Below are 14,074 nucleotides of genomic sequence, written 5' to 3' on the forward strand. Positions count from 1 at the left end.
AATAGCTCTGAAATCTAACGGGCCTTGCTGCATTAAGTCAGTAATCGTTGCAATGCCTTCGATAGATCTTGCACCTCTTCTAGGCAGACTTCGTGGCCCATGGGGTATTGCTGATAGCTAGGTGCTAAGCCTTTCTCTTTTAATACCCGCCTTGCTTCTATACCCATGGCCTCGGGTACCACATTATCTTGGCTACCATGAAACAGATGAATGGGAAGCTGCGCATTTGCGGGGTGTACCTGTACGCTGCGCCAGGTGGCAAAATATGTGGACAATGCCAATAAGCCGGCAAGCGGTTGCTGAAAGCTCAGGCCGCAGTGATAAGCCACCGCACCACCTTGAGAAAAGCCTGCGAGAACAATACGTCGACTAGGGATGCCACGGTTGATTTCTCGCTCTATGAGTGCGCTGATAGCGTCGCTCGACTGTTGAATCTGAGCCTCATCAATCTTGCGTTCGAAATCCATTTCTAAAATGTCATACCATGCTGGCATCACGTAACCGCCATTAATAGTGACGGGAATTGCTGGCGCGTGGGGGAAAATAAACCGGATAGCGAGGCTGTCAGGTAGCTGCAAATGCGGCACTAGCGATTCAAAGTCGTGGCCGCTGGCACCCAGGCCATGTAACCAAATCACGGCTGCGTCGGGTTTTTCGCCAGTTTCTACCGTAATGTGAGGCAGGTAATTCATTTATACTGTCCTGAGTTTCTTTAAAAAGATGATCAACATGGTTAATGATAACGGCTTTTCCACCGGCTTTGGCGTTTTTACGCTCTCGCGCTGGTCGCGCACGAATACGCCCAACGAGCAAAATTTACGCGCTTGGGATGCAGCAGACGAGTTGTTGCTCGAGCACTTGGCAGAAGTTGGTGTGCCAGAGAGTGCGAAAGTGTTGATCCTCAATGATCAATGCGGTGCACTCGCTACCGCATTAGTGATGGCGCAAGGTGCTTCCGGTTCAGTGCAGTGCGCGACTGATTCCTTCCTATCAACACAGGCGGCCCAGAAGAATGTAACGGCCAATGGTGGCGATCTGACCCGTGTTACTTGGTTGAACAGTCTCGATCAAGCACAGGGTCCAATTGACCTATTATTAATCAAGTTGCCGAAAAATTTGAGTCTATTAGAAGATCAACTTTACCGCTATCGCGATCATATAACGCCAAATACCAAGATCATGGCGGCTGGTATGGTCAAACATATGGCTGCCGGCGTGTTTACACTTTTTGAAAGTATATTAGGCGCGACCAAAACCTCACTGGCAAAGAAAAAAGCGCGGCTCATTTTTTGTCAGCCCGACCCGACTCAGTGGCAAGCGGCAACAGCGCTCAAGACGCAATACCTGCTAGAAAACACCAATTACCAGATAATCATTTACCCAAACGTATTCTCGCGCGAGTCATTGGATATTGGCACGCGATTTTTTTTACAACATTTCCCCAAAAAAGTAGACGCTGAAAAAATTGCCGATATCGGTTGCGGTAATGGTGTCTTGGGCTTAGTAGCCGCGGGAAAATACCCAGAGGCGACTATCGATTTCTACGACGAGTCTTATATGGCCGTCGCTTGTGCCGAGGAAAACTTTACTCGCGCCTGGCCCGATAGAGCAGCGAGTTTTCGGGTGGATGATGGCATGTCTAGCGCAACGCCAGGCAGCTATCAGTTGATTGTGTGCAATCCACCCTTCCACCAGCATAATGTGGTGGGGGATTTTGTCGCCTTGCAAATGTTTCGCGATGCCAAGTTAGCACTCCAGCAAGGTGGTGAGTTTTGGCTAGTTGGCAACCGTCATTTAGGCTACAAAGAGCATATTAAACACCTTTTTGGCAATTGTATGGTGGTCGCCAGTAATCAGAAGTTTGTTGTTTTGAAAGCGATAAAACGTTAACCGATAATCATGTTACTCGCGCCAAAACCACGCAGGGAGTGCTGCAGGTTGTGAAGACAGGTAAGACGAGAGGAGTTTGATGTTATGAATCCCTGCCCTAAATGTCAGTATCTACGCCAAGCCAAAGATGCGTCGGTGCATCCAGATATTTGTCCTGCCTGTGGAATCGCAACCAACAAGTGGCGGCCACCGCCAACGGTGGCTGAGGCGCGTGACGGATACGCGCTAGATGACCAGCGTATGAGTTTGCGCGAACACTTTATGCAGTTACCGAATCGTGTGGATAGTGGCAGCTTGTGGGGGCGTGGAGTCATTTGGTTGGGCTTGAGTTGTTGGGCGGCGTGGTTTTTGATGAATGGAATTGATTGGCAGGTGATTGGCGGCTCGTTTATGCACAATATCAACTTACCTTTTCATGAATTTGGTCACGTGTTATTTATGCCGTTCGGGCGATTTATGGCCATCCTAGGTGGTAGCTTGTTTCAAATTCTGTTGCCCTTGGGGTTATGTATTGGCTTCAGTTTTTTTCATAACGATAACTTTGCCGCGAGCGTCACACTGTGGTGGTGCGGACAAAGTTTTGTCGATCTAGCGCCCTACATTGCCGACGCTGAATATCGGCTCTTACCCTTAGTGGGCGGTGGCGGCGAAGAATCGCACGACTGGGGCAACTTACTGACCTGGTTGAATATGGTCGACTCCGCCCATGCTATTGCCCGTGCGAGTTTTTTTATCGGTGGTGTCATTATGATGCTCGCCCTGGTTTGGGGTTTTCAATTATTGCGCAAACAAAAGGCGCTTGAAGCCCAAGGCTACTGACACAACGCTGTCAGTAGGGCAGTAGTAAGATAGCCTTACAAGTGCGCACTTGTTCAACTATTCAATTCGCGGGATGCGCGATGACACAAGGACAAGATTATGAGTAATGTTATTGAGATAGTGCAGTTTCAAACCAAAAAAGGGGTTCAATCAACGGACTTTATTCGCGCGGCCGAGCCGATAGGCAGTTGGGTTATGGCGCAGCCGGGCTTTCTTTATCGGAGCTTATCGCAAGATGAGCAAGGCGTATGGCGCGATGTGGTCTATTGGAACTCAATGGACGATGCCAAAAAGGCAAGTGAGGCGTTTATGCGTGAGCATGGCCAATCAGACTTTATGACAATGATTGAGACATCGAGCGTAGAAATGAACCACAGCTGTGTCGTGCAATCCCAAATGGCGGAATGTAACTAGACCTAGAGCCTGTCGTGATATGAGAAAAGCTGAGCGCCTGTTCCAAATCGTTACCTTGCTGCGAGGCAGGCGCACAGTGATCACCGCCGAACAATTGGCGCTAGCACTCGAGATATCGACCCGCACCCTGTATCGGGACATTCAGGCGCTACAACTTTCGGGCGTACCTATCGACGGTGAAGCCGGCGTGGGCTATCGCCTAAAGGCCGGCTATGATTTGCCACCCTTGATGTTGACGTCGGATGAAATGCTGGCGCTTTTAGTGGGTGCGCGCATGGTGCGGGCATTTACCGATCGCGAATTAGCGCACGCAGCCGAGGCGGCCGAATCGAAAATCCGATCGATATTGCCGGACAAGCTGTTACAGCGCGCCGAACAACAGCCGTACTGTATTCCTATCGTTGGCCAAGACGATAGGTTTAGAGATATTCACCTTATCTTGCGCAATGGCTGTGAGCAAAAGCGCACCGTGAGTATCCAATACCATAGCCTCGAATCGGCCAATACTGAGCGCTGCGTTTACCCCCTAGCGATTATCGGTTGGCGCCAGAGTTGGATGTTGTTAGCCTGGTGTGAGCTACGCCAAGCCTACCGTAATTTTCGTATGGATCGGATTCAACGCGCGACTTTGCTAGAGCAAACCTTTACTACTGGACCGCACTTAAGCTTGCAGCATTACCTAAGTAGCGAAATGCACATGGATCATATCGGCTAGCCACGCTAACTAGCGGTGCAGACAAGGTATTGCTTAGGTTGACACGATGCGAATAAAACGCCGGTAAAACTGTTACTCTTATGTTTCAACCTTTTCTGGAGTGCATTATGTCTATTGCTATTGCCTGCCTCATTGCTGCCGCCGCGCTCATCTACATCAGTAAAATACCCGTGGCAATTGCTATGGCCAAATTAGACGGAAATTATGATAATAGTCACCCGCGCGCGCAGCAGAGCCGATTAACGGGTTTCGGCGCTCGCGCTATGGGAGCGCATCAAAATGCAATTGAGGCATTTCCTTTGTTTGCGGCCGGCGTTTTGGTGGCGCTTTGGGCAGAAGCACCGCAAGCAACCGTAAATTACCTCTGTGTTGCTTTCGTTGTTGCACGCATTCTTTACATGTGCCTGTATTGGTTAAACTGGGACAAGCTGCGCTCAACTATTTGGGCTGTTGGCTTGGTGTGCAGTTTTTGGCTGATGGCTCTAGCGCTATAGCAGCGCTTATACCTATTGGAACGATTATGACTTCGCTACAAGATCAACTGCTAAAAGCAGGCCTTATAGACGGTAAAAAAGCTAAACAAATTGGCAAGGATAAACGCAAGCAAAATAAAGTGGCAAAGAAATCATCTCAGCCACAGCTAGATGAAACTAAATTAGCGGTAGAGCAAGCGCGCGCTGAAAAAGTTGCCAAAGATCGCGAATTAAATGCAGAGCGGAATGCCTTAGCTGAACAAAAAGCTATTGCTGCGCAGATCAAACAACTTATTGCCACCAATAAACAACCCAAGGGTGGCGGTGACATAGCCTATAACTTCACGTTTGATAAAAAGATAAAGAAAATCTATGTATCGGCTGACGTGCAGGCGCATCTTATCGCGGGTCGTTTGGTCATCGCTGGTTTGGATGATAAGTTTGAATTGGTGCCGAGGGTCATTGCCGAAAAGATAACCGAGCGCAACCCGGCAATGATTATTCAAGCGCCAGTACAAACCCAGCCGGATTTGGAAGATGATCCCTATGCTGACTATCAAATACCGGATGACTTGATGTGGTAACGAGCGTGGAAAAAAACCAGCAAAGCCCAGTTATTCTAGCCACACAACAATGGCTAAGCGATGTCGTTATTGGACTAAATCTATGTCCGTTTGCTCGTAAACCACAGCGGGCAAATCTCATTCGATTTACAGAAAGTAGCGCTAGCTCTGAAAAGGAACTGTTGGCTGAATTGTTAGCAGAGTTAGAGTATTTAGACGCAACTCACGCCGAACAGTTAGAGACGACGTTGCTCATCATCCCGAATTTTTTACAAGACTTTGTCGATTATAATCAGTTTTTAGATTTAGCGGATTGGTTATTAGAGCGCCATGAATATGACGGTGTTTATCAACTGGCCACCTTTCATCCCCATTACCAGTTTGCCGGTACGCGGGCAGAGGACGCGGAAAACCTGACTAACCGCGCGCCCTATCCAATATTGCATTTAATTCGCGAGGACAGCATAGAGCGGGTGCTAGAAAATTATCCTGACCCTGAAGCTATTCCGGACAATAATATCAAAGCTGTACGAAACTTAACGGTAGAACAGCGAAGAAAGCTATTCCCGTATTTATAGTGCTACTCTTGGCTTAGATTGACGACTCTGTTTTGGCGCATCGCGGCGTATTGCAAATTAAATACGGAAAAATAATCGAACAATAATTTGCTGGCGCTTACTTGGCCGGTGACAGCCAGTGCCAATGCCGCGGCTTCTGCGGTGGACAAATAGTTGTCAAATGCCGCTATCCGGCCGGAATAATGGGCTCTTTCAGTGGGGTCTAGTTTGAGCGCTGGAATCGTCTGCAGCCAAGGGCTGAGATTAAACATGCGTCGGCCTTGCTTCCAAGTGCCGTCTAACAAAATGAAGGTCAGTAGTTTACCACTCGCCGGCGGCTTGCTGTAAACGTCGCGACTGTCGCTTTCATCGGCCGGAAAAATGATACAACACTGACGCGAAGGATCTTGTAACAGTGTTAACAGTGCTTCCGGCGGCGCGAGCCTGTCCCAGCAAAAAGCGTGGCTTTGCGCAGGGAAACAATCAGCGATGAGTCGGCCGGTATTGGTTGGTTTAAATAATTCGTCGCGATGCAAAATAAGCACAAATTCAGCACTAGTCTCGGCCCGCGGTCGGACGGCGCAAATGCAGTGTGAGGTTTTCAACTGACAGCGTTCGCAGCGCACAGCGAGAATGCCTCTGGCTTTGTAGTCGCGAGTGGATGTTGCCATCACCTCGGCGCGCAAGCGCTGGTAAGCATTTGGTGCGGATGTTGTGGCTAAAGGCATGGATGGAACCAATGAGTTTGAGGCGGCATTGTAACCATAGGCCATGCTATGCTGCCAGCTCAAAACCACATGAGAAAATGATGGCCACGCGTATCTTGTTAATGACGGCCTTGGCACTGTGTTTTTTTGCGGCCAACTCGGTGCTCTGCCGTATGGCTCTTGGCGAGGGTAATAGCGATCCCTTTGGCTTTACTATTATTCGATTAGTGTCTGGCGCACTGACGTTATTTATTCTCTTTGCTGTTCTACAGCGGCGCTCGCGCATAAAGCCAAAGGTTAACATGTGGCAATCAATAGCAGGTGAGGGCACCTGGTGGGGTGGCTTGAGCTTGTTTATTTATGCGCTGTGTTTTTCATGGGCTTATGTTGAACTCGAAACAGGCACGGGTGCATTGCTACTCTTTGGCGCCGTGCAATTGACGCTTATTATCGCGAGCCTATGGCGTGGACAGCGTTTGCGCACGATGGAATGGTTTGGCTTGTTAGTTGCGTTTAGTGGCTTGGTTTACTTAATGTGGCCCAATGTGCAAACGCCCGCATGGAAAGCGCTCGTGGCAATGAGCTTATCGGGCTTAGGGTGGGGGCTCTATACATTGCTTGGGCAAAAAGCTCGCTCACCCCTCGCGGCTACTATGGGCAACTTTGTACGCAGTTTACCTTTTTGCTTCGTGCTTGCCTTGTTCGCGTTTTCCTACATGCAGGTAAGCGTAGAAGGCATCTACTTGGCGCTATTATCCGGTGCACTCGCTTCCGGTCTTGGATATGCCATTTGGTATGGCGCTTTAGCCGGTTTGTCGGCCATACAGGCTGGAGTCGTACAGCTTTTTGTGCCGGTTTTAGCGGCTATAGGGGGCGCGTTGTTTGTTTTTGAACCGATTGAATTGAGATTAATCGTCGCCTCAATTTGGGTGCTTGGCGGTATATTCATTGTGTTGATAACAAAAAATAAAACACCGAGCCATCGTTAAAACAAGATGGATAAAAATCTTTAGACTGATTTAGTTTGGTTAACATTGAAAAGGAGAGCGAATGGATGCCACACTGCTGTCGCTACTCGCGATGAGTTTAGCGGCAGGTATCGCAATGCCAATAGGCGCTATAGCAGCACGGTTTGAGCATATCCAATCGCAATGGCTGGAGTCTGAATTTAGACACAGTGTTATTGCTTTTGGAGGTGGCGCACTGCTAAGCGCTGTCGCTCTGATTTTGGTGCCGGAGGGGATGGCCGAGGTGAGCAGCTCCACCGCAGCAACGTGTTTATTGTTAGGTGGGCTTCTGTTAATGGGGCTAGAGCGTTGGCTCGATAAACACAAAACCTCGGCCGGTCAAATGTTGGCGATGATGTCGGATTTTATCCCTGAATCTATTGCGCTGGGCGCCATGATTGCGATGGGTGGTGAAGGCGTCGCGCTATTAGTATTGCTCATGGCACTGCAAAATTTGCCTGAAGGTTTTAATGCCTATCGCGAGCTTATCGACCATTCGCGTCTAAGTTCAACAAAAATAATATCGCTATTTGCGCTCATGGCGTTGTGTGGGCCACTAGCGGCCTGGTTGGGCTATACCTTGCTCTCTCATCAACCGGTTGTTTTGGCAGTTATTATGTTGATTGCCGCGGGCGGCATTCTCTACTCGGTATTCAGCGACATTGCGCCGCAAGCAAAACTGGATAATCATCGTTTGCCTCCTATTGGCGCAGTATTGGGATTTACCGTTGGCGTGGTCGGACAAATGCTTATCTAACGCAAGCGTGCGCAGCTTAATCTGGAGAGACTATGGTTTTTTACTCGGGCATTATCGAATGAGCCTGAGTCGATTTTTAGAATTCAAATGCGGCCGATAAATGACGAATGAGGATTAACCTAAGAGCTGTATTACAGGCATACGATTAGATAAATCGAAAGTAATCCAGCAGCTTGGCTTGTGGTTAAATTCTAGCGGGGTTAAGTTCAAGCGAGTTTTGTGCCATTAGGAACGGCAGTATCTGGCACTGCTAACACCACGGCGCCATCTTCGCGATGAAACCCGGTTACTAGGCATTCAGACATTATTGGACCAATTTGTTTGGCTGGAAAATTAACGACGGCCATCACCTGTTTGCCCAGCAAGCTTTCCTTCGTATAGATATCTGTTATCTGAGCGCTAGATTTTCTAATACCTATATCTACACCGAAATCAACGTGCAAAATATAAGCGGGCATCTTTGCTCTAGGAAAGTCCTGTACATCGATAACTGTGCCAATCCGTAATTCAACCTGTTCAAAATCCTGCCAGTTGATGGTGTTCATGGGGGCTTCCGCTTGATATTCATAGCATATTTAGGTGTTTTTCAGCTAACCAAAAATCAGTAGCTGGAGTTGGGCGTGCTATCTGGATTGATTTCGCCGTAAACTTCTTCGGGGTCTACGTCATTCATAAAAAGAATTTCCCGTACGGCTTCGATGTGGTCGAGTACCGTTTGAGTGCGATCACCGTATTCGTACTTTGTAACTTCAATGGCCTTTGGCATATACGTAAAGGCAATTTTTAGCGCCTTGAGCGCGGCTTCAGGTAGCTTCTCGGGCATTGTTTGATCTCGTTTTTGCAAAGCATTAGCGCGTTACCAGCCATAGGGCATGTAATATGCCAGGTACATAAAAGAACAGGCACAGCACAATATTGATGATTAAATCCTTGCCGGCCTTATGTTTTAGAAATACGGCAAGCGGTGGCAAAAGAATGGCGATTAAAATGAGCACAAGCTTATTCATCTGTATTACCTCAACGTCAATCGAAAACTGAATGTTTACTATTCTAAAGACGCAATCAAATTAGGTGCAACCTCTCCTAGTGTCAAGCTTGTATTCGATTAATCCTCAATAACCAAGCTCACTAGACGCCGCACGAGCGGTGAAACGGCAACCACCGCTGGAAAAGCAATAACAAATGCAAAGCCCCAAGCCTTTAACCAAATAAACAGGATGTTATGCACCAAACCTACGTTAAATAAGCTGATGACGAAAGACATTAAGCAGGACATCAGTAGCGCCATGAAAAATGAAAAAACATAGGGCGTGAATCGTTTGGGTATCAAAGTTGCGTTCTCGTAAAAAATAATCGTGGACTATATAACTGTTGCTAAAAATTTGTTTGATTAGAACTCCGCTGGGCTCATTGCCTGGCTGATATCCTGTGCCGTTAGTTGACAAAACTCTGCCAATTCATTCACCACGCCGAGCCGAATGGCCGCAGCGGCATTACTGTGCTTCAGCGCGATGATATCGGCTTCTATCAAGCCGCGCAGTTGGTGAATCTCATTCGCGCTAATGCTCAGTTCTACGGCGCTATCGGAGTTGACCCCGCGATGAATAAGTCGTTGATTTATTGATGTAAGACGATCGAATACTGTCTTGAGCTCAGTTAAGCTCTGGATCGTTTGCGTTGGGTAATCTGACTTTTCAAGGGCCGTGTTGATTGCCGTGTCGGCGCTTGCAAGGGCGCTAGCTAAGGTGGGTGCAAGTAGCGCGACTAAAGGCGATGGCGTTAGTGGCTGGGTTTCCTCCTTTGCGCCGCAGGCACAAAGGAGAACAATAGAGGTTGCAATGATTAGGCTCGTTAGATAGTTCATTAGATCTTGTAGGCTTATGTAAGGAAAACAGGGTTGTTAATATCTCATGTCAGTATGGGTTGCTAGCCCGACAGCCTGACTAGGCGACCGCTAGATTACACGGGTAGTCACGATGGTCGCCAGTTGGAACTAATACAGATCTACATAGACCCACATAGACCCAATGGAGGTCCTAGGCCATTTGAACGGATGTCTGCTAGAGCCTTGTCTTTTATGCCTGTGAGTGCAAGCCAAAGATATTGCCCTCGGTATCGATAGCTAGCGTGCAGAAGCCATATTCACCGATAGACATCTTCGACTGGTGAATTTTTCCGCCTGCAGGCTGAACTTTTGCTTCTTCTATGGCACAGTCTTCACACGAGAAATAGACAATGGTGCTATTTCCGCCGGCCGGAAATCCAGCCATCTTAACGAGTGCACCCGAGGCTCCGTATTGCTCGAAATCCGATCCAAAGGACCACATGTCGATATTTGAATCGGTCGGGTCACTGAGTTGTACTAATTCTACACCAAAGACTTTTTGATAGAAGGTCTTGGCGCGCTTGAGGTCATTTACGTAAATTTCAAACCAACCTATGGGGTTGCTCATTTTCCGAGTCCTTTTTTTGTTAAGGGGGAAACAGTATAGTTTTAGGATGTTTCTTTGCTGAAAATTGTGGCTAGGTTTGTTAACTAGCGCACTCTGGTCTTGGCATAAAACAATACTAACTTGCGGTAATCTTTCTTACAGGCCACCCGTCGGGTCAATAAAACTACCCGTTACGAAAGAGGCGTGTTCTGAGGCTAGCCAAAGAATGGCTTGCGCCACTTCTTTAGGCCGCCCGCCTCTCAACATGGGTATTTTTGACTTTAGGCGATCAACCCTGAGCGCTTCGCCACCTGATGCATGCATTTCCGTGTAAATGAGGCCGGGGCGAACAGCGTTAACACGAATGCCTTCGGCTGCAACTTCCAGTGCCAGTCCCCGAGTAAGCGTATCAATAGCACCCTTGGATGCGGCATAGTCAATATATTCATTAGGAGAACCGCTTTTAGATGCTGCAGATGAGAGGTTGACGATGGCGCCACCAGTGCCACCTTGTCGCGTCGACATTCGCTGAACGGCTGCTTTACAACATAAAAAGCAACTTAATACATTTGTTCGCAGGATATTCATAAAGCGCTGTTCAGAAATATCCTCAAGGCGGCACTGTGCCGCTAAGATCGCGGCATTATTCACTAACGCCGAAATGCTACCTAATTCAGAATCAACCGTCGCAAAGAGTCTATCGACATCGTCGGCCAGTGACACATCGGCTTGGACGGTGATGCATCGACCACCCGCTTGTTCAATGTGATGTTTAATCGCATATGCTGCTTCGGCATTCGACAAGTAGTTAATACACACCGCGTAGCCGTGTTGAGCAAATAACATTGCAGTCTCGGCGCCTATACCTCGACTTGCACCTGTAATGAGAGCGACTTTTTGCGCGGACATATGCCTAGCCTTAAGTGATACAACATCATGAATAGCGTGAGTCTTATCTTTTCTCGGTTGTTAAATCTCAGCTATTGATTAACCGATTTATACAATGCCATCAGTGCGTTGGTGGATGGATCGAAGCTCTCCGCCGCTGCCGAGGATACTAATGCGGGATGAATTTCACTGCATAATTGTTTACCCAACTCGACACCCCACTGGTCGAAGGCGTTAATGCCCCAAATAACCGATTGCACGAAAACTTTATGCTCGTAGAGTGCAATCAGTGCGCCTAGGGTTTTGGGATTTAGGCTCTCTACCACCAGCGTATTGCTGGGCCTATTGCCAGGCATCACTTTGTGGTGCGCCAGTTGCTTTGCCTCGTCAGCGCTGTAACCCATAGCGCTGAATTCGGCCGCTGCTTGCGCTTCGCTTTTTCCGAGCATGAGTGCGCGGCTCTGGCTTAGGCAGTTGGCGAATAGTTGCGAGTGGTGTTCGCTCAAAGGGTTGTGTGAGGTGAGCGAGACAATAAAGTCGGCCGGTACAAAGCGGGTGCCCTGGTGCAGCAATTGGTGAAATGAGTGCTGGCCATTGGTACCCACTTCGCCCCAAATGACTGGGCCTGTGTGGTGCTCGAGATAGCCGCCGTGTAGGTAGGCGCCCTTGCCGTTGCTTTCCATGTCGAGCTGTTGAATGTACTTGGTAAACGCATTGAGGTAATGGTCGTAGGCTAAAATGGCCTGTGATTCAGCGCCCCAGAAATTGATATACCAAACGCCCAGCATCGCCATGATAACAGGCAGGTTTTGTTCAAAGGCTGCATTGGCAAAGTGCTCGTCCATCGCCGCCGCACCGGCGCGCAAGGCATTGAAGTGATCCATGCCGCAGGCGAGTGCAATGGGCAAGCCAATGGCCGACCAAAGCGAATAGCGCCCGCCTACCCAATCCCACATGGGAAAAATATTATTGGCATCTATGCCGAAGGCTTTTACCTTTTCGAGGTTCACACTCACGGCAACAAAATGTTTAGCCACTGCGGCTTCATCCGCTAACGTTGCTAGCAGCCACTGCCGCGCCGAATTGGCATTGGTGAGCGTTTCAGTGGTGGTGAACGTTTTCGACGCCACAATAAACAACGTGCGCGCCGGATTTAACGCCTTCAGTGTTTCGCAGAGGTCCGATGCATCCACATTGGAGACAAAGTGCGCGCGAATACCGGCTTTATGGAAGGGTGTGAGTGCCTGCGTCACCATATTTGGGCCCAGGTCTGAGCCGCCTATACCGATATTCACCACATCCGTGATGGTTTCTCCCGTGAAGCCTCGCCATTGTCCGGTGTGCACGGCGGTTACGAATTGCGTCATTTGCGCGATAACGGCATCTACATCGCGCAGGTGCTCGGGTAGGTCGCCCAGCTGCGAGCGCAATGCCACATGTAGCACCTGCCTTTTCTCGGTGCTGTTAATCGCTTCGCCTTGGTACATGGCCTTGATCCGCTCGGCTAAGCCGCGCTCTTTAGCGAGCTGGCAAAGCAGCGTCATGCCTGCATCATCGATGCGATTCTTGGCAAAGTCTAGGTGGATGCCTGCAGCGTTTAAGCTGTACGTCTCAGCGCGATTTGGGTCTCGTGTAAACAAGTCGGCGATGGGTTGATTTGAGATGACCTGTTGGTGTGCGGTGAGCGCCGACCAGCTCGGTGCGGTGCTGGGCGCCGTCGCTTTTGGGTATCTTGGATGGGTCATGGGCTCTCCCTTTTGGCCTGCTAAACTCTGAGACTTGCTTGGCACATAAGCACATGTTGCGCTTATGGGTATGTATCAAGCGTATGCAGCGAATAGTACCCGAGATATTCGCCGCTAACAGCAAAGCGTGTGATTATTTAATACAATCAGTTTTTCGATGAAGGCAGGCGTAAAGGAGCGGCTATGGAAAGTGAACTCGAGCAAGTGACAGAAATATATAAGATGGCGACCGAGTTTTTGGTGAATTACAGTTTTCAGATAATCGGCGCTGTTATCATTTTGCTAATCGGGCTTTTTGTTGCCAGTAAAATTGGCAAGATGGTCCAGCGCCTATGTCTGGCAAAAAATATTGACGTCACACTCAGTCATTTTATTGGCAGCACGGTAAAGATTATCGTTATTGCGATGGTGGCCATTGTGGCGCTGGGTAAACTGGGTATCAGTGTGACGCCGTTTGTGGCGGCAATTGGTGCGTTAACCTTTGGTATTTCACTCGCTGCGCAAGGCCTAATTGCCAACTACGGTGCGGGTTTTAATATTATTATTGGTCGCCCCTTTGTGGTTGGCGATACCATTTCAGTGTGTGGCGTGAGCGGCCAAGTGACGCAAGTGAAATTGGGTTTAACCAAACTAGTGAATGAAGACAATATCACCATCACTATTCCCAATAAGCATATTATTGGCGAAATTTTGCACAATTCTAATGCTTATACCTTGGTAGAGGCATCGGTCGGCATTGCTTACGGTTCCGATATGGACGCCGCTTTGAATGTCATTGAAGCTGCGATAAAAAGTGTAAGCACCATTCCAGCAGACGTAAGTCCCGTGGTTGGCATAGAAAATTTTGGCGATAGCAGTGTCAGTATTGGCTATCGCTATAAAGTGCACACGGAGAAACTATTCTTGTCAAAATTTGCTGTCAATAAAGCAATTTTTACCGCGCTTAAGCAAAGCAATATTGAAATACCCTTTCCACAGCGCGAAGTGAAAATGCTGTAAAGACCTATGAGCGAGGGAAGTAGAGAAGAGCGGTGGAAAAGTAAATAGGCTAGGTAGAAAGCTAGACCGGAAACGCACTGGATAAAAAAGGCGCCAAGTAAACTCGGC

The 14,074-nt window shown here is 48.5% G+C and carries 20 protein-coding genes; 10 read left to right on the top strand and 10 right to left on the bottom strand.

Annotated features, from left to right (window positions below; genetic code table 11):
- Positions 1-32: 32 nt before the first annotated feature.
- The gene (locus ACGHTT_RS00405; protein ID WP_390592824.1) at positions 33-692 is read right to left on the bottom strand and encodes an alpha/beta hydrolase; all 660 of its coding nucleotides are present in this window, start codon (positions 690-692) and stop codon (positions 33-35) included.
- Positions 693-729: 37 nt separating this feature from the next.
- On the opposite strand from ACGHTT_RS00405, the gene ACGHTT_RS00410 reads away from it, so the two are divergent.
- The 7 genes from ACGHTT_RS00410 (at position 730) to ACGHTT_RS00440 (ending at position 5,452) form a co-directional block, all read left to right on the top strand.
- Complete coding sequence (locus ACGHTT_RS00410; RefSeq protein ID WP_390592825.1) at positions 730-1,890, top strand: methyltransferase; 1,161 nt, start codon at positions 730-732, stop codon at positions 1,888-1,890.
- Between the two features lie 84 nt (positions 1,891-1,974).
- Complete coding sequence (locus ACGHTT_RS00415; protein ID WP_390592826.1) at positions 1,975-2,709, top strand: hypothetical protein; 735 nt, start codon at positions 1,975-1,977, stop codon at positions 2,707-2,709.
- 99 nt (positions 2,710-2,808) lie between these two features.
- A complete protein-coding gene (locus ACGHTT_RS00420) occupies positions 2,809-3,123 on the top strand; it encodes an antibiotic biosynthesis monooxygenase family protein (RefSeq protein WP_390592827.1) in 315 nt (104 codons plus the stop codon).
- Between the two features lie 19 nt (positions 3,124-3,142).
- A complete protein-coding gene (locus tag ACGHTT_RS00425) occupies positions 3,143-3,838 on the top strand; it encodes a helix-turn-helix transcriptional regulator (protein ID WP_390592828.1) in 696 nt (231 codons plus the stop codon).
- A 107-nt stretch (positions 3,839-3,945) separates the two neighbouring features.
- Complete coding sequence (locus ACGHTT_RS00430) at positions 3,946-4,332, top strand: MAPEG family protein (protein WP_390592829.1); 387 nt, start codon at positions 3,946-3,948, stop codon at positions 4,330-4,332.
- 26 nt (positions 4,333-4,358) lie between these two features.
- Entirely contained in the window at positions 4,359-4,895 is a 537-nt protein-coding gene (locus tag ACGHTT_RS00435) for a DUF2058 domain-containing protein (protein WP_390592830.1), read from the top strand.
- Positions 4,896-4,900: 5 nt separating this feature from the next.
- The gene (locus ACGHTT_RS00440) at positions 4,901-5,452 is read left to right on the top strand and encodes a DUF1415 domain-containing protein (RefSeq protein WP_390592832.1); all 552 of its coding nucleotides are present in this window, start codon (positions 4,901-4,903) and stop codon (positions 5,450-5,452) included.
- A 2-nt stretch (positions 5,453-5,454) separates the two neighbouring features.
- On the opposite strand, the gene ACGHTT_RS00445 is transcribed toward ACGHTT_RS00440, so the two are convergent.
- A complete protein-coding gene (locus ACGHTT_RS00445; RefSeq protein WP_390592834.1) occupies positions 5,455-6,204 on the bottom strand; it encodes a tRNA-uridine aminocarboxypropyltransferase in 750 nt (249 codons plus the stop codon).
- A gap of 35 nt (positions 6,205-6,239) precedes the next feature.
- Between ACGHTT_RS00445 and ACGHTT_RS00450 the strand changes: the two genes are divergently transcribed.
- Entirely contained in the window at positions 6,240-7,127 is an 888-nt protein-coding gene (locus ACGHTT_RS00450) for a DMT family transporter (protein ID WP_390592835.1), read from the top strand.
- Between the two features lie 61 nt (positions 7,128-7,188).
- Complete coding sequence (locus ACGHTT_RS00455) at positions 7,189-7,902, top strand: ZIP family metal transporter (protein ID WP_390592836.1); 714 nt, start codon at positions 7,189-7,191, stop codon at positions 7,900-7,902.
- 206 nt (positions 7,903-8,108) lie between these two features.
- Here the strand turns inward: ACGHTT_RS00455 and ACGHTT_RS00460 are convergent, their stop codons facing one another.
- The 8 genes from ACGHTT_RS00460 to pgi all read right to left on the bottom strand — a co-directional run bounded on the left by ACGHTT_RS00460 (position 8,109) and on the right by pgi (position 12,967).
- Positions 8,109-8,447, bottom strand: coding sequence for a tRNA-binding protein (locus tag ACGHTT_RS00460; protein WP_390592837.1), 339 nt, complete (start codon positions 8,445-8,447; stop codon positions 8,109-8,111).
- A gap of 56 nt (positions 8,448-8,503) precedes the next feature.
- Complete coding sequence (locus ACGHTT_RS00465) at positions 8,504-8,725, bottom strand: penicillin-binding protein (RefSeq protein ID WP_390592838.1); 222 nt, start codon at positions 8,723-8,725, stop codon at positions 8,504-8,506.
- Positions 8,726-8,750: 25 nt separating this feature from the next.
- Positions 8,751-8,909 carry a YqaE/Pmp3 family membrane protein gene (locus ACGHTT_RS00470; protein WP_390592839.1) on the bottom strand — a complete coding sequence of 53 codons (159 nt, stop codon included), beginning with the start codon at positions 8,907-8,909 and terminating at the stop codon, positions 8,751-8,753.
- A 98-nt stretch (positions 8,910-9,007) separates the two neighbouring features.
- Positions 9,008-9,190, bottom strand: coding sequence for a DUF2798 domain-containing protein (locus tag ACGHTT_RS00475; protein ID WP_390595098.1), 183 nt, complete (start codon positions 9,188-9,190; stop codon positions 9,008-9,010).
- Between the two features lie 102 nt (positions 9,191-9,292).
- Positions 9,293-9,766 (bottom strand): hypothetical protein, encoded by a 474-nt coding sequence (locus ACGHTT_RS00480; RefSeq protein ID WP_390592840.1) that lies wholly within the window; start codon positions 9,764-9,766, stop codon positions 9,293-9,295.
- A gap of 211 nt (positions 9,767-9,977) precedes the next feature.
- Positions 9,978-10,355, bottom strand: coding sequence for a VOC family protein (locus ACGHTT_RS00485; protein ID WP_390592841.1), 378 nt, complete (start codon positions 10,353-10,355; stop codon positions 9,978-9,980).
- Positions 10,356-10,490: 135 nt separating this feature from the next.
- On the bottom strand, positions 10,491-11,243 hold the full coding sequence (locus tag ACGHTT_RS00490) for an SDR family oxidoreductase (RefSeq protein WP_390592842.1): 753 nt from the start codon (positions 11,241-11,243) through the stop codon (positions 10,491-10,493).
- A gap of 71 nt (positions 11,244-11,314) precedes the next feature.
- Positions 11,315-12,967: a glucose-6-phosphate isomerase gene (gene pgi / locus ACGHTT_RS00495; RefSeq protein ID WP_390592843.1), complete on the bottom strand. Its 1,653-nt coding sequence runs from the start codon at positions 12,965-12,967 to the stop codon at positions 11,315-11,317.
- A gap of 183 nt (positions 12,968-13,150) precedes the next feature.
- On the opposite strand from pgi, the gene ACGHTT_RS00500 reads away from it, so the two are divergent.
- On the top strand, positions 13,151-13,966 hold the full coding sequence (locus tag ACGHTT_RS00500) for a mechanosensitive ion channel family protein (protein WP_390592844.1): 816 nt from the start codon (positions 13,151-13,153) through the stop codon (positions 13,964-13,966).
- The last annotated feature ends 108 nt before the right edge of the window (positions 13,967-14,074 follow it).

It is taken from the genome of Simiduia litorea (genome assembly GCF_042853465.1).
GTDB classification, from domain to species: Bacteria; Pseudomonadota; Gammaproteobacteria; order Pseudomonadales; family Cellvibrionaceae; genus Simiduia; species Simiduia litorea.

Excerpts from the sequence above, each read along its gene's own strand:
- ACGHTT_RS00405 (WP_390592824.1), bottom strand. The coding sequence starts at position 692 with ATGAATTACCTGCCTCACATTACGGTAGAAACTGGCGAAAAACCCGAC.
- ACGHTT_RS00410 (WP_390592825.1), top strand. The coding sequence starts at position 730 with ATGGTTAATGATAACGGCTTTTCCACCGGCTTTGGCGTTTTTACGCTC.
- ACGHTT_RS00415 (WP_390592826.1), top strand. The coding sequence starts at position 1,975 with ATGAATCCCTGCCCTAAATGTCAGTATCTACGCCAAGCCAAAGATGCG.
- ACGHTT_RS00420 (WP_390592827.1), top strand. The coding sequence starts at position 2,809 with ATGAGTAATGTTATTGAGATAGTGCAGTTTCAAACCAAAAAAGGGGTT.
- ACGHTT_RS00425 (WP_390592828.1), top strand. The coding sequence starts at position 3,143 with ATGAGAAAAGCTGAGCGCCTGTTCCAAATCGTTACCTTGCTGCGAGGC.
- ACGHTT_RS00430 (WP_390592829.1), top strand. The coding sequence starts at position 3,946 with ATGTCTATTGCTATTGCCTGCCTCATTGCTGCCGCCGCGCTCATCTAC.
- ACGHTT_RS00435 (WP_390592830.1), top strand. The coding sequence starts at position 4,359 with ATGACTTCGCTACAAGATCAACTGCTAAAAGCAGGCCTTATAGACGGT.
- ACGHTT_RS00445 (WP_390592834.1), bottom strand. The coding sequence starts at position 6,204 with ATGGCCTATGGTTACAATGCCGCCTCAAACTCATTGGTTCCATCCATG.
- ACGHTT_RS00450 (WP_390592835.1), top strand. The coding sequence starts at position 6,240 with ATGGCCACGCGTATCTTGTTAATGACGGCCTTGGCACTGTGTTTTTTT.
- ACGHTT_RS00455 (WP_390592836.1), top strand. The coding sequence starts at position 7,189 with ATGGATGCCACACTGCTGTCGCTACTCGCGATGAGTTTAGCGGCAGGT.
- ACGHTT_RS00460 (WP_390592837.1), bottom strand. The coding sequence starts at position 8,447 with ATGAACACCATCAACTGGCAGGATTTTGAACAGGTTGAATTACGGATT.
- ACGHTT_RS00465 (WP_390592838.1), bottom strand. The coding sequence starts at position 8,725 with ATGCCCGAGAAGCTACCTGAAGCCGCGCTCAAGGCGCTAAAAATTGCC.
- ACGHTT_RS00470 (WP_390592839.1), bottom strand. The coding sequence starts at position 8,909 with ATGAATAAGCTTGTGCTCATTTTAATCGCCATTCTTTTGCCACCGCTT.
- ACGHTT_RS00475 (WP_390595098.1), bottom strand. The coding sequence starts at position 9,190 with ATGGCGCTACTGATGTCCTGCTTAATGTCTTTCGTCATCAGCTTATTT.
- ACGHTT_RS00480 (WP_390592840.1), bottom strand. The coding sequence starts at position 9,766 with ATGAACTATCTAACGAGCCTAATCATTGCAACCTCTATTGTTCTCCTT.
- ACGHTT_RS00485 (WP_390592841.1), bottom strand. The coding sequence starts at position 10,355 with ATGAGCAACCCCATAGGTTGGTTTGAAATTTACGTAAATGACCTCAAG.
- ACGHTT_RS00490 (WP_390592842.1), bottom strand. The coding sequence starts at position 11,243 with ATGTCCGCGCAAAAAGTCGCTCTCATTACAGGTGCAAGTCGAGGTATA.
- pgi (WP_390592843.1), bottom strand. The coding sequence starts at position 12,967 with ATGACCCATCCAAGATACCCAAAAGCGACGGCGCCCAGCACCGCACCG.
- ACGHTT_RS00500 (WP_390592844.1), top strand. The coding sequence starts at position 13,151 with ATGGAAAGTGAACTCGAGCAAGTGACAGAAATATATAAGATGGCGACC.